This window comes from Halobacillus rhizosphaerae (genome assembly GCF_046719735.1).
Classification (GTDB): Bacteria; Bacillota; Bacilli; order Bacillales; family Halobacillaceae; genus Halobacillus_B; species Halobacillus_B rhizosphaerae.
This window is the reverse complement of record NZ_JAUTWQ010000003.1, coordinates 107,071-124,931: the sequence shown is the minus strand read 5'-3', so window position 1 is coordinate 124,931 and position 17,861 is coordinate 107,071. Positions and strand designations below refer to the sequence as shown.

The following is a 17,861-nucleotide window of genomic DNA, read 5'->3' as shown; positions in this document are numbered from 1 at the left end:
ACAATGATTAAGATTAATTGCTGATTAATCCCTTGCCCACAAAACGGTTTCAGTTTTTAGAACTATGTCTGTTGAGCATGTTCTAGACCCCTAAATATTTGTATAAAATAAGGATTTTAACCAATTAAATAATCAATCTAATTATCATTAATCCCTTGCTCATAAAACGGTCTGAAATCTACAGATGGATCACATAATGCATTATATTCACATGAAAATCTTAATCCCTTGCCTACAGAACAGCTTGGAATCTGGTGCAGATTACAATAAGAAAAACAACTACCCTGTAATAACTTGCGTTCAAAACGCTTTGGAATCTACAACGTAGTTTAGATTTGAAATCATTATACCCCTAATTATAATTTGGCTCAAAACGGCTTGGAATCTACATGAGTTACCAAAAAATAAAATGACCCACCCCTATTGACAGGTGCAACAAATAATAGTAAAATCTAATTTATAAAGCAGGACAAGAAATTAAAACGTAATAGGGATTTTGATTTTCTATCTAGTACAACAAATAATTATTAAAAGGAGAATCTAAAATGCAGACCCCTAAAAATTGGAACACAAATGAAATCAAGTTAGACGTTCAGAGATTCAAAATGGATTTAGAAAATGCAGTGAAAAGAGAATTGATTAAGAAAAATGAACCTGCCCCTAAAACTGATGTAAGAATCGTAAACCCTATTGACTCAGAGGATTTAAATTACATAGTGTCACTAATAGAAAATAATGAAATCTGGAATCTGGAACTGCTTGGAAAAGGAGCTTGTGGTTCAGTTTATAGTTATAAAAATTATGCTATAAAAATCCTTTTTAACCAAGAAAAAGATGCAGAGATTATGGAGAAACTTCAATCTTCAAAATATGTACCTACTCTTTATGCAGTAATAAACGATAACAGCTTTATTATGAGTAAAGTAGATGGTCTAACTGTAAAAAAATATGACATGTTACGAAAGAAAGATGAGATTGAAAATTTCATTCATCCTGCTTTTAAAGATATGTTCAATGAAGCATTAGACGATTTTGTAACCCTTGGCTTTCAACCTTATGACCTACACACAGATAATGTTATGATTGACCGATCTACAGGTACACCAGTAGTTATTGATGTTGGTTTTTTCACTGAATTGACAGATTATACAAAGATGAAAATTAAAGAGGATGGTATCAACAGTGTAGATATCTATTCCATTGGTGGATATTGTAGTGCAAAAGGATGGATTGAAGGAACAGTGGAAAAATACACTCTTTTAAGAAATCTCCAATTGGAATCTGAAAAAATCTTAAACAAATATGATCTAAGTAAAGCAATTATCTAAGGAGGTAATTATAATGAAGAGATTTTTTGAATTAGACCAAGTTGAACGTATATTCCTAGTCTCTGGTGTAATTATGGCAATCCTCATGACGATTCTGCTTGCCACTTATTAATGCAATAAATAATTATAAAATAGTCACTCTCTAGGGTTTTAAACATACAATACAATATAATAAAACAGGGAGATGATTTATATGTATCAAGATACTATGAATTTTAGAATGGTTCAAATGCAAATAATGAATATCGTAAATGTTGGTTTAAGCAAGGGTGTATCTAGTTATGACATTGAATTACTTACTGATGCATCAATTAATGCTACACAAATGTTTTTAAGTGAGCATGAAATTAAAACATTACGTCAACAACTACATGCCAGATTACAAAGACAAGAATTGTTGGTGTAATGACATACTTAGTCAAAGGAAAGATGGACACATTGAAAGATATTAGAGAATATAGATTAGAATTAAAAAGAGAAGGAATTATTTGTTATGAAACATTTGTAGGAACGAAATTTCAATTGTTACTCTTTAAATTTAGGATGCGGAAGTGGAAGGTTATGTCAATTGAAGTAAAAAAATAAATTATTTTCAATTTATTTGAAAATAAAGGTTTCGTTCTTCCTACAAGTGGGAATAATAATGATATAATAATCATATTATGTCGTATGATTCCAAAAGGAGAATGAAATATGACCGAACTATTGTTGAAAAAACATGAAAGAAGAATTAAATCGTATGGTATTCCTAAACACATGGCAAAAGAGATTGTGACTAGTGCTGTGGAGATAAGTAATGGTCACAATCTCGAATTATGTATCAATTATGCTGTTGATCTTACTTATGGATTAGGTTTGACTCAAAATTCCAACGGTAACAATAAGTGCAACGTATAATTACATATCCATTATACATTGCTTATGCTCATTAGGTAAATTTATACCTTGACATTAGAACGTATTATTATATAATTATCTGTAAGACTTATTGTTAAAATTTGTCTTTCATTAATTATAATTACAAAGGAGATGCATTAATTTGGTGGCAATTGCAGAATATCCAGTTTCGGAAAAAATGTCTATTCTTGTCTATGAGATTGATGATGAAAGAGATAAGGTATTAGCAGGTGTTGACCGAGAAGATGCAGAATGGTGTAATTTGAATTTTGATCCTCTAAATGACATGGATGTTGAAGATACACCATATTTCATTTTTAACGCATGTGCTGTACCTTTGTCTAAATGCAATACAATCTATGAAGGATAAAGAATGTAAGGTCTTTAATTGTAAGAATAAGCATGAGGCATTAGGATACTGTGAAAGACATTACAAGAGCTACATTAGACATGGAAATCCTCTGCAAGTTGATAAGAATTTAAAAAAGAGAGAAAACCGTAAAGATATCCAAAGGGCGACTAAAAATAAACGATTCTCAACTAATGGTGTTTGTCTCATTGACGGATGTGATGAACCTAGAAAAAGCAGAGGATTGTGTGAAAAGCATTATGCTAGATGGAGAAGAAATGGAACAACAGATAGTACAGGAAGAAGGTACAGTCATATCAAAACATGCTTGAGAATTGATTGTAATAGACCTGCTAAAACAGCAGGATTATGTGATACACATGCAGGTTACTATTATCAATATGGCTCTCCCTACTTGCCAAAAGTAATTAAAAAATGTGGAATAGAATGGTGTGATAAACCACATCAAGCTAAAGGATTATGTATGGATCATTACAGACAATGGAAGAAAATACTCTTAGAGAACGAAAGAAATTGAGTATTTTCTTCCGTTTTCTTGTTGACAAGTGCAATGTATAATGATAATATTTAATTATTGAAGGGAATAAAATTCCCTCATAAGAATATAATATCATTAAAGGAGATGATTTCATGAATATCGAGATATTAGAAGAAAAAGTACAGAAAGCACAAGAGCAGGTTAATAAAAAGAAGAAAACGATTGAACGTCATGAAAAGGCTCTAGAGAAGAAAAATATTAAAGTTGCGAAACAGGGCATTACATTAGATTTATCTAGTATAGATGCAGTGGAAAATATACAAATGGAACATCGTCAAACTGATTTGTATTGGGATATATCAGAAGTGAAGGGTAAACTTGAAGATATTAGGGGAGCTAGAGGGAAACTAAAAAAAGCAGAAGATACACTGGCTAATTGGCAGTCAAAATTAGATGTAGAGATTGACAAGGAAAAATTCTTACAGGATCAAGCACCACAGGTAATTAAAGATTTTCTAGAGAACTGGAAAGAGCTTGCTTATAAATGGCATATTAAAAGATATAATGACTACTTAGAAATGAGAAAAGACCTTGAAGATAAAGCAGACAAATTAAAAGAAGAAATAGGTGTTAGAAAAAATTTCTTCCCCAATAAGGAGCAAGAAGCAATTTTAAAAGAGCATGAATTAGATTATCAAACCATTAAAGGCAAACTGACATATTTTGCAGGTGGAACTGTTCTCCGTATGGCTACCATCTATGATGAAGAGAAACGTTTAACATGGCTTAATAAATTACTTGAGGATGATAAGAAGTTTAAAATGCTTGATTTGATTAGAAGAATTAATGGTAAGATCGGACTAATTACAGATGCTTCTAATTTAAGCATTAGCCGAGATGGAAACCTAAATGGGATCATCATAGGAGAAAAGGGAAAAGCAAGAGTGGAAACTATAGGTGCAGGTGGGTACAACATTCAATGTTTTCATTTTAGAACTCTTGTAAAAGAAATCAAATAAAGGGGAATAATTATCCCCTTTATACATATAATAAATTAACAGAACAAATTACTTTCGCTTGACAAGCGAAATTATTCGTGCTATAATTAGGTATAATCAAAATTAGGAGATGATCGAATGAATGAAATAGAAACATTTGATAAGGCATACAAAGAATTTACTACACTTTATAATCGTTATAAATTCATTAACTACGATTTATCATTCTTTATGTTCGATGAGAGCAAAAAGAAAGTATCTGAATTGGTATTCTGGGCTGATTGGGAGCTAGATCAAATTAGATTCAATGAGCAAGATGAACTTATTCAAAGATTAGAAGAGGCAGGAAGAAGTCAAAAACAGATTGAACAAATGGAAGAACGTGCAATGAAAGCTCTTGGAAAATTCATAGCTAAATGGAGTGATGAAAATGTCACCAACAGATAATCAATGGGCGAACATGCGATTATTGAATAAGAATGAAATCAAGCATTGTATTGAGTCACTGATCAGAAAAGAACCTGCCATCACTAAAAAACTAATGATCAGATGGTTGCACCATATTACTATTCATAGATACATGCGCCAGTTTCAAGCTCAAAACCCAATGGTTTATCGAGAGTATGAATTTGATGGAATGAAGAGAGTAAACAGTCATAATGAATTAATCTTAAATGATTTACATGATGAAGGGGTTATCCGTTATGAGAAAGATCAAAGTTCATATGAATATAAAGGAAAGGTTTATAACCACTACATTATAATAATTAACAAATAGTGGTGACAATTCGCTTGACAAGCGATTTCAAAGCATGGTATAATAAGGTATAATCAAAAACAAGGAGATGATGGAAATGAACTTTGGTAAACATTTATTGGAAAATCCAAACGGTACTTATTCATTCTTTGGAACAGTGGATGCAAGATTAGTTTTGGCAACAATGGATGGAGGTCTACCAACAGAAGAACAAATCAAAAATGCTAAACATGTAGGAGTTACGATTGCAGGTTTGAAGACAAGAGTATTCCAAAGTGAAGAAGATGCATTAGAATTTGAAGCAAGTCTCAATTGAATAATATTCTAATTTTATACAAACGGAGGTAGTCAAATGAGTAAATGGGGAACAGTTGATAAGAGGTCAATAGTGCATATTCTAGACAATGGGTTAGGATTCTTAAAAGATGAAATTAAAGATCAAAGCAGAACTAAGAATCAGAATGAAGAGGATTTTTACTCCCTAGAACAACTTCTCTATAATGAAGGAAAAGAATTGCTTTCAATGACCAATCAGACAAGATTTGAAAAGAGATTAAATACAATCAGAAAAAACATGCACAAATGGGTTTAATTAAATGTTGATTTTAACTTTAATAAGGAGATGATTGATATGGTAATGTTTGTACTGTGGAAAGATGGGAGCGACTTTATTAACTTTAACATTGAACCACAAAAGTTTAAAAAAGGAGAGGTAATTGAACACGAAAGACTTGAAGGTAAGCATGAAGTTATACATTGCGACCCTGTTACTGTAACTGTAAAACCTGTTGAATAAAAGATTGATTTTAAACAGAAGGGAAATAATGGCATGAAACCAACAAATCAAATGATCTTTATTATTCACACTGATAATCTAGATGAAATGCAAGAAAATGCTCTGGGAATTCATAGTGTATGGAAGAATGAAGAGAAAGCTCAGAAAGAATGTGATGAACTGAATGAAAAAGCAGGAGAAGAAGTATATACTGTAGAACCATTTCCAATAATGAAATAATTAAAAAGGGAGTTGAGATTATCATGAAAAGTTATGTATACTTTTATGATACTGTAAGCGATAATGAACCCAAGGATTTATTTGAAGTAAAAGAACAAATGCCACAAGAGTATGACTATGAATTAGCTACATTAAAGGAAGTTGTCAAACAAGAATGGGCAGATGAGGAAGATGAAGGAAGAGTGTTTGTTTTAGCAGAAGGTGAATATATTTATAGACAGGGCAATTTTATTAAGATGGAGGGGTGATTTTTTGATATCAGATAAATTAAGAGCTTTAGAATATCATCTCAGACAAAACAATGCAGATGAAGAAATGATTAAATTAATCCTAAAAGCTGAGATTGATGGTATAACACCAAAGCAGATTTATGAAGTTGTTGAAATTATAGAAAAAATAAAAACAGTTAAATAAATCGCTTGTAAAGCGAACTCATACGTGCTATAATTAGGTATAATCAAATTTGGAGGTGCTTCTTAAATGAAGAAAGAGCAAATGGATCGTTATATTGATAAGTTCTTGCGTGATGGTGATGTAGAATGTATTAACCTTACTACTTTGAAAGATACATTTGATGATGGTGAACTACCAATACCTAATGAAATTGACTGCATGAAGATTAAAAAGGAACTTGAGTCCATATCAAAAGAAATGGAGGAGATTGATGATCTTATCGAAATTGAGGGTGAAAGTATAGTTTTTGAAGTACCAGACATTAACGATTTTCTAAATGAATTAATGATGAGTGGCATTAAAAAAAGTATTGATAAGCGCAATAAATAAGCATATATTTAAATTAGAGGTGAATCATTTGAACAAAGATAAATATGTAGTTGATTATTACACTATAAAATGGGAAAAGGATGGATATACAGAAAGAGAAAATTTTAAACCGATTCAGAAGTATAAAGGTGAAATGGATAAATTTACAGCAAAATTGAGAGAAGAAAATGTAAAATATCAAATTATTATAACTCCTGTTTTCAATTATGCCGTAGTTACAAATGAATTAAAAAATATTGGCATACCATATAATGCTCTAGATTATTATGAAGAACGTGGTTTTAGGATGGTTACGTGTACAACAAAGTTTGATGATCTAAAAGACTACATGGATGAATTTGAGAATGAAGATCATATCACAAGAAGAAAGTTAGAAGAGAACTTAGCATTACAAAAATCAACCATTGAAAAAGAATTAGAAGCATTAGAGATATTAAAGAGGATACAATCAGAAAAATCAGTTCTTGAACTGGAATATGATTCATTGAACAATAAGTTAAAAGGTTAATTTTATACAAAGGGAGATGATTTAATGAATTTACACGAAAAGATGGACACAGCACTTACACTTTTAAGGGAAGTACAAGAAGAAATTCTAAATGGTAATCTACCAGACACTAAAACAAATAACCAAATTCAAGGATTAATTAGAACGTTTGGTAAAGATAATTTTGTTGGTAGTATTGAAACAATGAAAAAATGGACAGATAAAATAGAATTAAATTCATAAAATAGTTATTTTAACCATTAGGAGGGTTGAATATGGGTGATTTTGAGTATGATGTAATAACTGTACATCAAGGAAAATATGAGTGTGATGGAATAATCGAATGGTCGCTTTTAAAAATACTTAACAAAATTGGCTATTATAGTTGGGAGCTAGTAGGAGAAATAAGAGGGGAAATAATTGTTAAAAGAAGAATTAATGAAGAAAAATAATGAATAAAATAATTCTTTTAACCATTAGGAAGGGGTGGCTACAATGAAAGTTAGATTATGTGATATATGTGAAGACAAGACGATCAATAAGTCAATCTGTAATGATTGTGACGAACGTATGAAGCGTGGGAAAAGAGAAGTTGCTAGACGTTTGAATAAGAAAAAATGTGGTGTGAAATGAGCATGTATGAACAGGATGAACAGCAGAGCATGACAGATCATTTGAAGAATTATATGGAATTTATAAAAAAAGCTAGAGTAGCTTATCATAATGGAGACAATGAACAGGCATTGAAATTTTGCATAAAAGCTGATGAAGAACTTGAAAAGTCTGGTATGTTGAAAGGTTTGTAAAAAAGATAAAATAAAATCTTTTAACCATTGGGAGGATTTAAATGTGTCCAATAAAAAATATGCTGTTATAGATACTAGGAATAATGCGATCTATCATGAAGGAACAGAATGGGAATGCATGAGGTTTCTTTTAGAAAATTACCCTCATCTAGATTACATGAAAGTTGGTTTTAATTGGTCATTAGGAGGTAATGAAGATGGAAAATAAAACATACACACTTCATGGTTACACTATAACTAAGATTGAAAAAGGACATTATCGAATAACTAAAAATGACAGATTGCAAGCCAGAAAGAGAACTCTTGAACTAGCTAAAGATTGGGTAAGAAATAAAATATCTGATACTCACTATTAGGAGGGTTTATAATGCCAGTAGAATTAAGCGATTGGGATTTAGATGATATTAAAAGCAAGTTAAGCAAACAATCTCTATTTGAGAATTTACAATTATACCAGTTAAAAAAGAAGGAACTCAATGAAAAAGGAAATGACTACGGTGTAGCAGTCTTAGATAAGAATGAACTAGGAAAGACTAGAGCAATGAAAGAATTTGATTTTGTACAGAAGGAACAAATTGTAATTGCAATTTATTTAGCTGATGCATTAAGCGAATAAAACGGTCAATAGGAGGAAAATCAAATGGATGTAACTGAGAAATTAAGAAAAAAATATCCTAATGATGAAGTCATTGAAAATGTAAGAAAGCGACTTGGACTGAGTGAAGATGATGCTTCAATGGATGACCATATTCTAAAAATGTCTAGAAATGAAGTGTTTGCCCATGTCGTTAATTGGAATGGTTTAATCAATTATGACTCAACTATCAAATATTGGGTTCTAGATATTTATGGTGTAGATTTAGATGAGGTTGAATAGAAGCTGATCTCCTACACATACTATACTTACTACAACTACGAAGGAATGAATGCACTATGGCTTATTCAGAAGCAGACAAAATGTTATTAGCATCTTTTATAATGATGGATGTATCAGCACTCCAAGCAGAAAATGAAATGTGTAAAGCAGATGGTGAACCACCTAAGTATGGAGAAAGAGATTTTTTCAAAGCTGTGGAGTATGCAGAAAACAGATTACGGAAATATTAATTTTTATTATATTCAAGTGCAATAAATTATGATAAGATGCATATAGTTATAAAAAGGAGTGATTGGATTGCTCATACAATATGGGAAAGCATTTAAGGAATTAAAAGAAGTGATTCAAGAAGTGGATGGTAATGAAAAAATGTCTGTAGATGAAATTCTTCATCTAATGGATCAGATTAGTAAAGAAGAACATGAAAATCGTATAAGTGGGGAAGAAGTTGCAAAAGAGTTCTCAGATTTTATAAACAGTAGTATGACCAGTGAAAGAGATATCTTTGCGAAGACCGTTACGGAAGATCATGCTGTTATACAGATGGATGCCTGGTATACATTCTATAAGTGTCTTGAAATATGGAGAGAGAACTATATAAAGGACACTATAAAGGATCGTACTGAAAGCATCTGTAAGTCATCAAGAATAATGGTTGAATCATTAGTTGACTAATTTTAAAAACCCCTCTCTTGAGGGGATAATGCCTACCCAAATATTTTGATAAAAACCTCATTTTATCCATTGACAAATACAACAAATAATGATAATCTGATTAAGAAGGAGTTGATTGACAATGAGAGAAATTCTTACTGAATCTCTGCTTGAACAATTTGCAGAAGAATTTAGAGCTAATCCATTTTTTATGGCAGACCCAAATTTCACTTTTTGTGATTATGTAGATCAGCAAATGGAAAAGAGAAATAAAGAATTAAACGCTTCATAAGTACAATAAATAATTATATAGGAGTTGATATCCTTGCTTGAGAAACAAGTAAAAAAATACATAAGTAGTGTCAAACATAATTGGAAGAAGATTGATGAAAGAAAAGCTATTGTTAATTCATTGTCAAAAGTCACTGGATTAAAGAAGATTTATTTTGAAACTTTAACTGATAAAGAATTGCAGGTATATGTGGATCAATACCATGACCAAATACAATAGGAGGAATGGAAATGATTAAAGTTAATGGTAAAGAGGTTGAATTTGCAAGTTTCCCGAATGGTGAAACACGTTTGGTTGAAAGTAGCATCCATAGTGATGAGGAAATAAATGTCGTTGATTTTAAATATGGTAATGATTCAGATTTAATCAAGCTTATGTTTGTGAAGAAATATTTAGATCAGAATTTCAATCTACCTACTACTCTAGCAATATTCTATATGCCTTACAGCAGAATGGATAGAAGTGAAGATGGTTCAGCTTTCACACTTAAATATGTAGCAGATTTTATAAATCACCTATATTTTGACCTAGTGCAAGTTTTTGAACCACATTCAGACGTTACCCCTGCCCTTCTAAATAATTCAGCACCAATATTTATTAATTTTGATCTTCTCCCTGTTGTCATGGAGGATGTTGGATTTAATGAAGATAGAGATGTATTGTTCTTCCCAGATGCAGGAGCAAGCAAAAGGTATTCTAAAATGAATCATCCTCATTTGGTCGGACATAAACATCGTGATTTTAAGACAGGTAAAATTGAGAGTCTTGAGGTCGTGGGTAAAGTACCGAATGACCCCTTCAATGTAATTATTGTAGATGATTTAAGCAGTTATGGTGGTACATTTATGTTTAGTGCTAAGAAACTTAAAGAGTTAGGTGCAGACAAAATCTACTTACTAGTAGCACATGCAGAAGATAGTATTTTTGATGGTGACATATTTAAAACAGACTTCATTGATGGTGTTTTTACTACTAATACAATTATGACAAAAAATGGTATTTGGTTGAACAAACAGTATGATGAAAAACTTACAGTTTTTACAATAAATGATTAAAGGAGTGGTTTAAATGACACAATACATTTACCCTGCTACATTATTATGTGATTTTTATAAGGTTTCACATAGAAAACAATACCCTGCCAATACTCAAAGAATTTATAGTACATGGACTCCACGATCTAATAAATACTTCCCGGTAGCTGATAAAGTGGTAGCATTTGGAATCCAATCTTTTGTAAAAAAATATTTGATTAAATACTTTAATGAGAATTTTTTCAATCGTAAACTTGAAGAAGTGGTTGCAGAATACAAACGTGTAATTCAATTTACATTAGGTGAAGCAAATCCAGATACTTCTCACATTGAAGAGCTACACAAATTGGGATATCTGCCTGTACATGTGAAAGCAGTAAAAGAAGGAACTCTAGTGCCATTTAAAGTACCTATGCTTACTGTTGAAAATACAGGTGATGATAGATTTTATTGGCTTACAAATTACTTAGAAACCATTATGTCAAATGAACTATGGCAACCAATGACTTCTGCAACAATTTCCTATCAGTATCGCAAACTATTAAACGGATATGCTTTAAAAACTGTTGGAGATACTACTGGTGTAGGCTTTCAAGGACATGATTTTAGTATGAGAGGCATGGGTAGTCTAGAAACATCAATGTCTTCTGGTGCAGGTCATTTGCTTTCATTTGTAGGCACAGATACAATTCCTGCTATCTTATATCATGAAGAATTTTATAATGCGAATATCGAAAAAGAACTTGTAGGAACTTCCATTCCTGCTACAGAGCATTCAGTCATGTGTAGCTATGGTAAAGTAAATGAATTTGATCTGTTTGCACATCTAATTAATAATGTGTATCCAAATGGATTATTTTCAGTTGTATCTGACACATGGGATTTCTGGAAAGTTGTAGGAGAATATCTTCCTAAACTAAAATCAGATATTATGAAACGTGATGGCAAAGTTGTAATTAGACCCGATAGTGGTGATCCTGTAAAGATAATTTGTGGTGATCCAGAAGCAGAAGAACCAATTGTACGAAAAGGATTAATAGAAGTATTATGGGATATCTTTGGAGGTACTACAACTGAGCAAGGATATAAATTACTTGATTCCCATATTGGAGCTATCTATGGTGATTCAATCACTCTAGAACGTGCAGAAGAAATTCTCAATCAGCTTGAACATAAAGGATTTGCAAGCACGAATATTGTCTTTGGTATCGGTAGCTTTACATTCCAGTACAATACAAGAGATACGCTTGGTTTTGCAATGAAAGCAACTTATGCAAAAGTTGATGGTGAAGAACGATTAATCTATAAAGACCCTAAGACGGATGATGGAACTAAGAAGTCTTTAAAAGGTCGTGTTGTAGTTATAGAAAATGAAAAAGGCGAGTTAGAAGCAGTCGATGGTCTATATAAACAAGACACTGTTAATGTTATACAAGACAAATTAGAAACAGTATTCATTAATGGTAGGCTTGAACGTGATGAATCTCTTTCAGAAATTCGTGAACGTTTACATGGAAAATCAGACTTAATTTAAAATAGGGGCTTTATGCCCCTAATATTTTTTAACCATTTCGCTTTACAAGCGAATAAAAAGATGGTAAGATGAATATAGTTAATAAAAGAATCGTTTTATGAAAGGAAGATTATCATGTTAGAAGCAGTGGTTCTTGAATTTAATAAGGAATATGGTGCTAACCAAGTTGTAGGAAAGAAAAATATGTCTCATTTAACCGTCAAAGAAGCTCATGAGAGAGCTAATGAATTTGTTCAGTCATTACAAGAGTACAAGGAAAACAAGATAAGCTATAATTTAATTCAAAATGGCTCTATACTAGCTTACATTTGAAAGGAAGTAGCTTAACAATGCCACATAAATATGATAGCACTCCAATTAATAACAAGGCTCATGACAAAAGAGTAAAATTAACTGAAACAGATGTAGAGAGCATCAAGAACGATTATGAAAATGGTGCTAGTATTCACAGTTTATCCAAGAAGTATAATGTAAGCAGAAGAACAATACAGTTCAAGCTCTTTCCAGAACGAGAAGAACATGCCAAGAAGCTGTATGCGGAAAGAAGAAAGGATCAAAGGTATTATTCCAAAGATAAGCATAGAGATTATATAAAAAAGCACAGGCAACATAAGAAAGAATTGTATGAGAATGGAACTTTAAAAATTGAAGAGGATGATGACCAATGAAAATGTACATCATTTACAATGAAGAAGTAGCGATTTGGGTTTATGAAGAAGAAGCCTATGAGAAAATGGCAAATGGTTGGGTATTGTATGGGTATGCTCTGGATGAAAATAAAGCAGATGAGTTGTGTGAAGAAGCATGTTATGCTGAGTGGGAGATGTTTTAATGCCTACGATTACTGTTACAGAAGCAGGAAGGTTGCTAGGTGTTTCTAAAGAAGAAATGAAGAAGATTGTAGAGAAAGAAAATCTTACAAAAATCTCTCCAAATGGTATGAATGGAAGATACTTATTAATTGATACTGAAATTAAAGAATTGAGAGGATGACTTTAAAATGAAGACCTATTATATTGAAGCACCTGTTGTCATGAAACTAATGATTGGAATGAGGGCAGAAAGCATGGAAGATGCAAAAGAAAAAATTTTAGAAGGTGGAAAAATTAGCTTAAACCCAGAATACAAAGAAGATGCGAATATTGATTTTGTCGATCTTGAATGGGAAATACATGAACAAGTTGTACAAGGAAATGTATACTATGGAAATATTAATGAACTGGAAATTGAGTTAGATGATTTTCTTGATGATGAGGATGATGACCAATGACAAACAAAGAACGTTTAAAAGTCGGAATGAAACTATACTTACAACCTACTGGAAATATGGCTAGACGTACTAAGGAAGTGAAAGAAGTAACTGTCTCTAAGGTAGGTAGAAAATACTTTGAGGTAGAGGAATTGTGGAGGGATAAATTTGCAATTGATGATCTTAGAGATGTAACAGAGTATTCAAATGATTGGCAGGGTTACTTCTCTCTTCAAGAGTTGGAAGATGATGAAGAGTATGAAGAACTCCTTTCTGATTTAAGGATTTACTTTGGTTCTATCGGTAGAAATAGAAACAGTACCAACTTATCCCTAGACCAATTAAGACAAATAAAAGAAATGATTAAAAGGTAAATAAATCGCTTGCAAAGCGAATTATTCTATGGTAAAATTAGGTTACAGATTAAGAAACAAACATCTAGACAGGTGCAATTGTTAATGATATGATGAATACACTGGTATGAAGAATATGGAAGGAAGGGTTTAGCAGTCCTTCCTTCCAACAAAATCTGAGAGGATGATTGTAATGGAATCAAAAATGATCCAAGAAAACCAAGCCAAAGATGGTACAGAATTTATTGTTGAAGAGTACGAAGATGGTCTTTACACCGTTTACACTAAATTCCCTTACACTAGTGGTAGTGAAAAATATAAAAATAATTTTGTTGGTTACTCTGCAACAGATTTAACTGATTTAGCAGTAGCTAAAGGTATTGCAATGTTTGCTTACTTTAATTATTCAAGAGCATTAAAACAATATGCAACAGAAAAGGAGAATGTAAAATGAACAAGTATACTGAAATAGCAATTAAAGAATATGAACAGGAACTTGCTGAATTAAAGGAGTTTGGAGAGCATGAGGGGCATCCAAATAAACATGTAATGATGGCTGTATCATTGCGTTGTAGTCAGCTTGAGAAACATATCGAAGAGCTAAAACAACCAAGAAAAAACATCCATCAATTCTTTGGACTCTCCTATGCACAATATCTAGTCATTCCAAGATCGGTTTTACAATCAATGCATCTTTATTGGCAGGATAATTTTGTTAAACTTCTTGATCAATTATATGAAACTGGTTGGACTAAAGGATTACCAGAAAAAACAATGTATAAAGTAGAAGTGAGGGAATACGGATATGAACACCTTGAAAATGAAGATTCTGAAATTGAAGAAACATTTGTATGGAAGGATGAGATTACAGACCCTTTAGCTGACTATAGAAGAGGAAATAGAAACGTCTTTGATGAGTTAAAATCTTAATTTTATACAGGTGGTGATCGTATGATTGACAAAGAGAAGTTAATTAAATGGCTTCAAGATAGGCATACAGAACACAATAGCAAATATGACAGAGCAGGGAATTATCTTATTCAAGGAGTGTGCCTTGGCAATGTAAGTATGTCTCATGAACTTTCTGTATTAATTGAATCGGGCGAGTTTGATATTAAAAGATAGGAATGATTTGAAGATGCCAGAAATTTTAGTTGATATATATGAGTGTAACTGTGAATTAATATTTAGTGCAGATAAACATGAAGATATTGTTTGTTGCCCTAAATGTAGGTCTGAAAATATCACATGTGTAGGTACTGGTAGAATAGAAGGAATTGCAGAGCATTGATAAAAGTCTAGTTTTATACAGGAGATGATAACATGGATAGAGAACCTAGAATTAATTTTGAAGGAAAAGAAATTGAATTTTTAAAACCTGTAGTAACCCATTCACTATTTCAACAAATACAGAAGGCAATTGAAGTCGTACATGAAACAGGTATGAATGTTGCTTATATCAAAATGGATTTAAGTGAGCTTTGTTGGATTCGCAATCTTCTTGGTACTGATTTAGTGTCCACACAATTTAGTAGAGAGAATTTAATTGAAGGTATGAAATTTAGAGAGAATCAAAAGAACTATGTAAGACTAAATAGATATGATGAGAACTTTGTTATTAACCTCTCAAGTGACAAAGATTACGACTATGAAAAAGGTTATGGAGATGTAATGAGTGTGACAGAATTTATTGATGCCTGTAATTCTGGTGGCTTAATTGACTATGATGGTCACGCAACGGAAATTATTGTAAATGGCAAAATTGTATCTGATAAACCATTTAGTCCATCTGATGTTGAAGACTTTGAAGAAGAGTTTCTTGCATTCGAGAAAGAGCATGGGAAAGTTGAAGTTGTTTGGTATAACAAATAATTTCCATCAAGGGAGATGATAAATATGAAAAGTAATTATGAATGTGCAAATTTTGACTGTGGTTACTCTACTGATAGAATCGACAATTTGAAAATAAAAGATTTGAATAAGGTTGTTAAGCGAGATGGTGGAAGTGTTGAAAATGGTTACACTTGTTGTCCGAAGTGCAGGGGTAATACTCTAGTCTATGTGTCTGATTTAAAAGGGGATGATTTAAATGAATGATATGCAAATGTGGCACACGATTCTGGAACTAAAAGAAGATCATGATACTCTAGGTTCTAAAGGTGAACAATTCTTTATTACTGATTTCCCTTCCAACATTGAAACAAATGATTTAGATTACGTTATTCAAAGACCTACATGGCATGGTATAGGATTGGGAACTGGTGTATTCTCCTATGTTTTAACAAATTGGAAAATTAACCAATTGTTTAATGTATCTGATAAGACATTCAAAGACCTTGACAGAGAAGCAAAGGCTAAATACTTAGATTGATAAAATAATAAATTTATCCAAGGAGTGATCGAATGATATTTAAGGAACTACTTCAAAATTGTAAATGGGTAAACATTGCAGAAACATTGACAAAAGATTATGAAGAACATCCCGAAGCGATTACAGCATTTAAAAACATCTATTTTAAATTACTATCATATGAACCAGAAAACAATCCAGACGGTATGAGAATCTGTGTAGAATTAGTTAAAGGGTTTGATGATGAAGAGTATCATAATGTGTTCGGTTTAGATTCAAATAATGGAAGATGGGGATTAGACTTTATACCTTGGCGAGAATGGCTAGGTTACGATGTGGAATTAGGTGATCTTTCACCAGATGAATTTTCAGCACATGCTATATGGGAAATGACATTCAACGGAACAGAAGAGCAAATGGAACAAAAGAAACAGGAATTAATAAATACAGCATCTAAGATATCAAATGATAAAATTCTAAGAAGTGATACAACATGCCCATTCTGTGAAGGAACAGGTAAGAATGATAACGGTGATGATTGTTTTTGTGAAAATGGTAAATTAAATACATTCAGAACAATGAAAGATTAAGGAGTGATCGAATGGAGTTTAATAAACAAGACCTTGAAAAATTCGAGAAATTGTATGACTCAATTTGGGAGAGAGCAAGTCAATTAATTAAACATAGGGTTATGTTGGATGATAAATTAGACGATTCACTTGTCAGAGCTTATTTTGAATATTCAGAAGTAGGGAGCAATAGCATATCATTTGAAGGTGAAGATAGATGGAACGACCCTTGCATTATAAATTTGACATTTGAAGAGATTCTTATGACAGATGAAGAATACTGTAATAAGATCAGCAAAGATATTACAGATCGTGATGAAGCAGAACGTGTAAAGAAAGAAGAAAGAAAGAAGCGTTATGAAGAAGACCTTAGAAAAAGAGAGCTAGAACGATTAGCAGAATTAAAGGCAAAGTATGAGAACGATTAATCTTTACGTGGATGACCTAAGAGATAAGCCCACAGGTTTTAGGGTGGCTAGAACCATGAAAGAAGCTGTCTGGTACTTAGAAAATTATGATGTTAATATTCTGTCTCTAGATCACGATTTAGGTGAATGGAAAGGCGTTCTGTTACCTACGGGCTACGATCTAGTTAAACATATGTGTGAGCATGGCTTGAGAGCTAATAAGATATACATTCACACCGATAACAATGTAGGTAGGGAGAATATGTATCAAACATTGCTTGGAGCTAGGAGAAGAGGCTTCATTGATTCAGACATTGAGATTTACCACTATCCAATTACTGAAAACAAATATTCTGGTTAAAATATTACTTTTATACAAGGAGGAACAACATGTTTGAAGACCAATATGGTGAACTAAATGGAATCAAATGGAGTGTCAAATACTTAGGTGATAGAGATTTTCAATTGACTGTTGGTACTCTAACAGAAAAATATACCTGTCAATATCCTATGGTGTTTGGTATGGATATTGCCGATGTAAACAATCTAAATGCAAGATTAGATGCAATGCAGGAAGAAGTAGAAAATGGATAAAAACTCAATTTTATGAAGGAAGTGATATT

The 17,861-nt window shown here is 32.1% G+C and carries 45 protein-coding genes; all 45 read left to right on the top strand.

Annotated features, from left to right (window positions below; all coding sequences use genetic code 11):
* Window positions 1–545: 545 nt before the first annotated feature.
* The 45 genes from Q7A53_RS05805 to Q7A53_RS05585 all read left to right on the top strand — a co-directional run bounded on the left by Q7A53_RS05805 (window position 546) and on the right by Q7A53_RS05585 (window position 17,832).
* Entirely contained in the window at window positions 546–1,328 is a 783-nt protein-coding gene (locus tag Q7A53_RS05805) for an AarF/UbiB family protein (protein WP_411788187.1), read from the top strand.
* A gap of 193 nt (window positions 1,329–1,521) precedes the next feature.
* Window positions 1,522–1,734 carry a hypothetical protein gene (locus Q7A53_RS05800; protein ID WP_411788186.1) on the top strand — a complete coding sequence of 71 codons (213 nt, stop codon included), beginning with the start codon at window positions 1,522–1,524 and terminating at the stop codon, window positions 1,732–1,734.
* Between the two features lie 287 nt (window positions 1,735–2,021).
* Entirely contained in the window at window positions 2,022–2,225 is a 204-nt protein-coding gene (locus Q7A53_RS05795; RefSeq protein ID WP_411788185.1) for a hypothetical protein, read from the top strand.
* A gap of 142 nt (window positions 2,226–2,367) precedes the next feature.
* Window positions 2,368–2,595: a hypothetical protein gene (locus Q7A53_RS05790; protein WP_411788184.1), complete on the top strand. Its 228-nt coding sequence runs from the start codon at window positions 2,368–2,370 to the stop codon at window positions 2,593–2,595.
* Window positions 2,585–3,112: a hypothetical protein gene (locus tag Q7A53_RS05785; RefSeq protein WP_411788183.1), complete on the top strand. Its 528-nt coding sequence runs from the start codon at window positions 2,585–2,587 to the stop codon at window positions 3,110–3,112. Before Q7A53_RS05790 ends, Q7A53_RS05785 begins: the two co-directional genes overlap by 11 nt.
* Window positions 3,113–3,225: 113 nt before the next feature.
* Complete coding sequence (locus Q7A53_RS05780; RefSeq protein ID WP_411788182.1) at window positions 3,226–4,092, top strand: hypothetical protein; 867 nt, start codon at window positions 3,226–3,228, stop codon at window positions 4,090–4,092.
* A 117-nt stretch (window positions 4,093–4,209) separates the two neighbouring features.
* On the top strand, window positions 4,210–4,518 hold the full coding sequence (locus Q7A53_RS05775) for a hypothetical protein (RefSeq protein WP_411788181.1): 309 nt from the start codon (window positions 4,210–4,212) through the stop codon (window positions 4,516–4,518).
* Window positions 4,502–4,849, top strand: coding sequence for a hypothetical protein (locus Q7A53_RS05770; protein ID WP_411788180.1), 348 nt, complete (start codon window positions 4,502–4,504; stop codon window positions 4,847–4,849). The genes Q7A53_RS05775 and Q7A53_RS05770 overlap by 17 nt, the downstream gene beginning before the upstream one ends.
* Before the next feature lie 76 nt (window positions 4,850–4,925).
* Window positions 4,926–5,144 (top strand): hypothetical protein, encoded by a 219-nt coding sequence (locus tag Q7A53_RS05765; protein ID WP_411788179.1) that lies wholly within the window; start codon window positions 4,926–4,928, stop codon window positions 5,142–5,144.
* Between the two features lie 36 nt (window positions 5,145–5,180).
* Window positions 5,181–5,420, top strand: coding sequence for a hypothetical protein (locus tag Q7A53_RS05760; protein ID WP_411788178.1), 240 nt, complete (start codon window positions 5,181–5,183; stop codon window positions 5,418–5,420).
* 39 nt (window positions 5,421–5,459) lie between these two features.
* Window positions 5,460–5,624, top strand: coding sequence for a hypothetical protein (locus Q7A53_RS05755; protein ID WP_411788177.1), 165 nt, complete (start codon window positions 5,460–5,462; stop codon window positions 5,622–5,624).
* Between the two features lie 33 nt (window positions 5,625–5,657).
* Window positions 5,658–5,843 carry a hypothetical protein gene (locus Q7A53_RS05750; protein ID WP_411788176.1) on the top strand — a complete coding sequence of 62 codons (186 nt, stop codon included), beginning with the start codon at window positions 5,658–5,660 and terminating at the stop codon, window positions 5,841–5,843.
* A gap of 23 nt (window positions 5,844–5,866) precedes the next feature.
* The gene (locus Q7A53_RS05745; protein WP_411788175.1) at window positions 5,867–6,091 is read left to right on the top strand and encodes a hypothetical protein; all 225 of its coding nucleotides are present in this window, start codon (window positions 5,867–5,869) and stop codon (window positions 6,089–6,091) included.
* A gap of 4 nt (window positions 6,092–6,095) precedes the next feature.
* On the top strand, window positions 6,096–6,257 hold the full coding sequence (locus Q7A53_RS05740) for a hypothetical protein (protein WP_411788174.1): 162 nt from the start codon (window positions 6,096–6,098) through the stop codon (window positions 6,255–6,257).
* 66 nt (window positions 6,258–6,323) lie between these two features.
* Window positions 6,324–6,626, top strand: a complete 303-nt coding sequence (locus Q7A53_RS05735; protein ID WP_411788173.1) for a hypothetical protein — start codon at window positions 6,324–6,326, stop codon at window positions 6,624–6,626.
* 28 nt (window positions 6,627–6,654) lie between these two features.
* Complete coding sequence (locus Q7A53_RS05730; protein WP_411788172.1) at window positions 6,655–7,134, top strand: hypothetical protein; 480 nt, start codon at window positions 6,655–6,657, stop codon at window positions 7,132–7,134.
* A 24-nt stretch (window positions 7,135–7,158) separates the two neighbouring features.
* The gene (locus Q7A53_RS05725; RefSeq protein WP_411788171.1) at window positions 7,159–7,356 is read left to right on the top strand and encodes a hypothetical protein; all 198 of its coding nucleotides are present in this window, start codon (window positions 7,159–7,161) and stop codon (window positions 7,354–7,356) included.
* A 32-nt stretch (window positions 7,357–7,388) separates the two neighbouring features.
* Window positions 7,389–7,565 (top strand): hypothetical protein, encoded by a 177-nt coding sequence (locus tag Q7A53_RS05720; RefSeq protein WP_411788170.1) that lies wholly within the window; start codon window positions 7,389–7,391, stop codon window positions 7,563–7,565.
* Window positions 7,566–7,742: 177 nt separating this feature from the next.
* Window positions 7,743–7,919, top strand: coding sequence for a hypothetical protein (locus tag Q7A53_RS05715; RefSeq protein ID WP_411788169.1), 177 nt, complete (start codon window positions 7,743–7,745; stop codon window positions 7,917–7,919).
* 43 nt (window positions 7,920–7,962) lie between these two features.
* Window positions 7,963–8,127, top strand: coding sequence for a hypothetical protein (locus Q7A53_RS05710; RefSeq protein ID WP_411788168.1), 165 nt, complete (start codon window positions 7,963–7,965; stop codon window positions 8,125–8,127).
* Window positions 8,117–8,275, top strand: coding sequence for a hypothetical protein (locus Q7A53_RS05705; protein WP_411788167.1), 159 nt, complete (start codon window positions 8,117–8,119; stop codon window positions 8,273–8,275). Before Q7A53_RS05710 ends, Q7A53_RS05705 begins: the two co-directional genes overlap by 11 nt.
* Before the next feature lie 11 nt (window positions 8,276–8,286).
* Window positions 8,287–8,535, top strand: coding sequence for a hypothetical protein (locus Q7A53_RS05700; protein ID WP_411788166.1), 249 nt, complete (start codon window positions 8,287–8,289; stop codon window positions 8,533–8,535).
* Window positions 8,536–8,559: 24 nt separating this feature from the next.
* Window positions 8,560–8,796, top strand: coding sequence for a hypothetical protein (locus tag Q7A53_RS05695; protein WP_411788165.1), 237 nt, complete (start codon window positions 8,560–8,562; stop codon window positions 8,794–8,796).
* A gap of 56 nt (window positions 8,797–8,852) precedes the next feature.
* On the top strand, window positions 8,853–9,026 hold the full coding sequence (locus Q7A53_RS05690; RefSeq protein WP_411788164.1) for a hypothetical protein: 174 nt from the start codon (window positions 8,853–8,855) through the stop codon (window positions 9,024–9,026).
* 67 nt (window positions 9,027–9,093) lie between these two features.
* Window positions 9,094–9,471, top strand: coding sequence for a hypothetical protein (locus Q7A53_RS05685; RefSeq protein ID WP_411788163.1), 378 nt, complete (start codon window positions 9,094–9,096; stop codon window positions 9,469–9,471).
* A 121-nt stretch (window positions 9,472–9,592) separates the two neighbouring features.
* A complete protein-coding gene (locus tag Q7A53_RS05680; protein ID WP_411788162.1) occupies window positions 9,593–9,742 on the top strand; it encodes a hypothetical protein in 150 nt (49 codons plus the stop codon).
* 33 nt (window positions 9,743–9,775) lie between these two features.
* The gene (locus Q7A53_RS05675) at window positions 9,776–9,961 is read left to right on the top strand and encodes a hypothetical protein (RefSeq protein WP_411788161.1); all 186 of its coding nucleotides are present in this window, start codon (window positions 9,776–9,778) and stop codon (window positions 9,959–9,961) included.
* Between the two features lie 11 nt (window positions 9,962–9,972).
* Complete coding sequence (locus Q7A53_RS05670) at window positions 9,973–10,797, top strand: ribose-phosphate pyrophosphokinase (protein WP_411788160.1); 825 nt, start codon at window positions 9,973–9,975, stop codon at window positions 10,795–10,797.
* 13 nt (window positions 10,798–10,810) lie between these two features.
* The gene (locus Q7A53_RS05665) at window positions 10,811–12,310 is read left to right on the top strand and encodes a nicotinate phosphoribosyltransferase (RefSeq protein WP_411788159.1); all 1,500 of its coding nucleotides are present in this window, start codon (window positions 10,811–10,813) and stop codon (window positions 12,308–12,310) included.
* Between the two features lie 114 nt (window positions 12,311–12,424).
* Window positions 12,425–12,622 carry a hypothetical protein gene (locus Q7A53_RS05660; RefSeq protein ID WP_411788158.1) on the top strand — a complete coding sequence of 66 codons (198 nt, stop codon included), beginning with the start codon at window positions 12,425–12,427 and terminating at the stop codon, window positions 12,620–12,622.
* Window positions 12,623–12,639: 17 nt separating this feature from the next.
* On the top strand, window positions 12,640–12,978 hold the full coding sequence (locus tag Q7A53_RS05655) for a hypothetical protein (RefSeq protein WP_411788157.1): 339 nt from the start codon (window positions 12,640–12,642) through the stop codon (window positions 12,976–12,978).
* Window positions 12,975–13,142, top strand: a complete 168-nt coding sequence (locus tag Q7A53_RS05650; protein WP_411788156.1) for a hypothetical protein — start codon at window positions 12,975–12,977, stop codon at window positions 13,140–13,142. The genes Q7A53_RS05655 and Q7A53_RS05650 overlap by 4 nt, the downstream gene beginning before the upstream one ends.
* Window positions 13,142–13,303 (top strand): hypothetical protein, encoded by a 162-nt coding sequence (locus Q7A53_RS05645; RefSeq protein ID WP_411788155.1) that lies wholly within the window; start codon window positions 13,142–13,144, stop codon window positions 13,301–13,303. The genes Q7A53_RS05650 and Q7A53_RS05645 overlap by 1 nt, the downstream gene beginning before the upstream one ends.
* Before the next feature lie 7 nt (window positions 13,304–13,310).
* The gene (locus Q7A53_RS05640; protein WP_411788154.1) at window positions 13,311–13,580 is read left to right on the top strand and encodes a hypothetical protein; all 270 of its coding nucleotides are present in this window, start codon (window positions 13,311–13,313) and stop codon (window positions 13,578–13,580) included.
* Window positions 13,577–13,933: a beta barrel domain-containing protein gene (locus tag Q7A53_RS05635; protein WP_411788153.1), complete on the top strand. Its 357-nt coding sequence runs from the start codon at window positions 13,577–13,579 to the stop codon at window positions 13,931–13,933. Before Q7A53_RS05640 ends, Q7A53_RS05635 begins: the two co-directional genes overlap by 4 nt.
* A 172-nt stretch (window positions 13,934–14,105) precedes the next feature.
* On the top strand, window positions 14,106–14,366 hold the full coding sequence (locus Q7A53_RS05630; RefSeq protein ID WP_411788152.1) for a hypothetical protein: 261 nt from the start codon (window positions 14,106–14,108) through the stop codon (window positions 14,364–14,366).
* Window positions 14,363–14,842: a hypothetical protein gene (locus tag Q7A53_RS05625; protein ID WP_411788151.1), complete on the top strand. Its 480-nt coding sequence runs from the start codon at window positions 14,363–14,365 to the stop codon at window positions 14,840–14,842. The genes Q7A53_RS05630 and Q7A53_RS05625 overlap by 4 nt, the downstream gene beginning before the upstream one ends.
* Window positions 14,843–14,863: 21 nt before the next feature.
* Window positions 14,864–15,037, top strand: a complete 174-nt coding sequence (locus Q7A53_RS05620; protein ID WP_411788150.1) for a hypothetical protein — start codon at window positions 14,864–14,866, stop codon at window positions 15,035–15,037.
* Window positions 15,038–15,235: 198 nt separating this feature from the next.
* Complete coding sequence (locus tag Q7A53_RS05615) at window positions 15,236–15,784, top strand: hypothetical protein (RefSeq protein ID WP_411788149.1); 549 nt, start codon at window positions 15,236–15,238, stop codon at window positions 15,782–15,784.
* A 24-nt stretch (window positions 15,785–15,808) separates the two neighbouring features.
* A complete protein-coding gene (locus Q7A53_RS05610) occupies window positions 15,809–16,009 on the top strand; it encodes a hypothetical protein (protein WP_411788148.1) in 201 nt (66 codons plus the stop codon).
* Window positions 16,002–16,283: a hypothetical protein gene (locus Q7A53_RS05605; protein WP_411788147.1), complete on the top strand. Its 282-nt coding sequence runs from the start codon at window positions 16,002–16,004 to the stop codon at window positions 16,281–16,283. The genes Q7A53_RS05610 and Q7A53_RS05605 overlap by 8 nt, the downstream gene beginning before the upstream one ends.
* A 32-nt stretch (window positions 16,284–16,315) precedes the next feature.
* Entirely contained in the window at window positions 16,316–16,852 is a 537-nt protein-coding gene (locus Q7A53_RS05600; protein ID WP_411788146.1) for a DUF6557 family protein, read from the top strand.
* Window positions 16,853–16,863: 11 nt separating this feature from the next.
* Window positions 16,864–17,259: a hypothetical protein gene (locus tag Q7A53_RS05595; protein WP_411788145.1), complete on the top strand. Its 396-nt coding sequence runs from the start codon at window positions 16,864–16,866 to the stop codon at window positions 17,257–17,259.
* 55 nt (window positions 17,260–17,314) lie between these two features.
* Window positions 17,315–17,599 carry a cyclic-phosphate processing receiver domain-containing protein gene (locus tag Q7A53_RS05590; RefSeq protein WP_411788144.1) on the top strand — a complete coding sequence of 95 codons (285 nt, stop codon included), beginning with the start codon at window positions 17,315–17,317 and terminating at the stop codon, window positions 17,597–17,599.
* A 29-nt stretch (window positions 17,600–17,628) separates the two neighbouring features.
* Window positions 17,629–17,832 carry a hypothetical protein gene (locus tag Q7A53_RS05585; protein WP_411788143.1) on the top strand — a complete coding sequence of 68 codons (204 nt, stop codon included), beginning with the start codon at window positions 17,629–17,631 and terminating at the stop codon, window positions 17,830–17,832.
* Window positions 17,833–17,861: the final 29 nt, after the last annotated feature.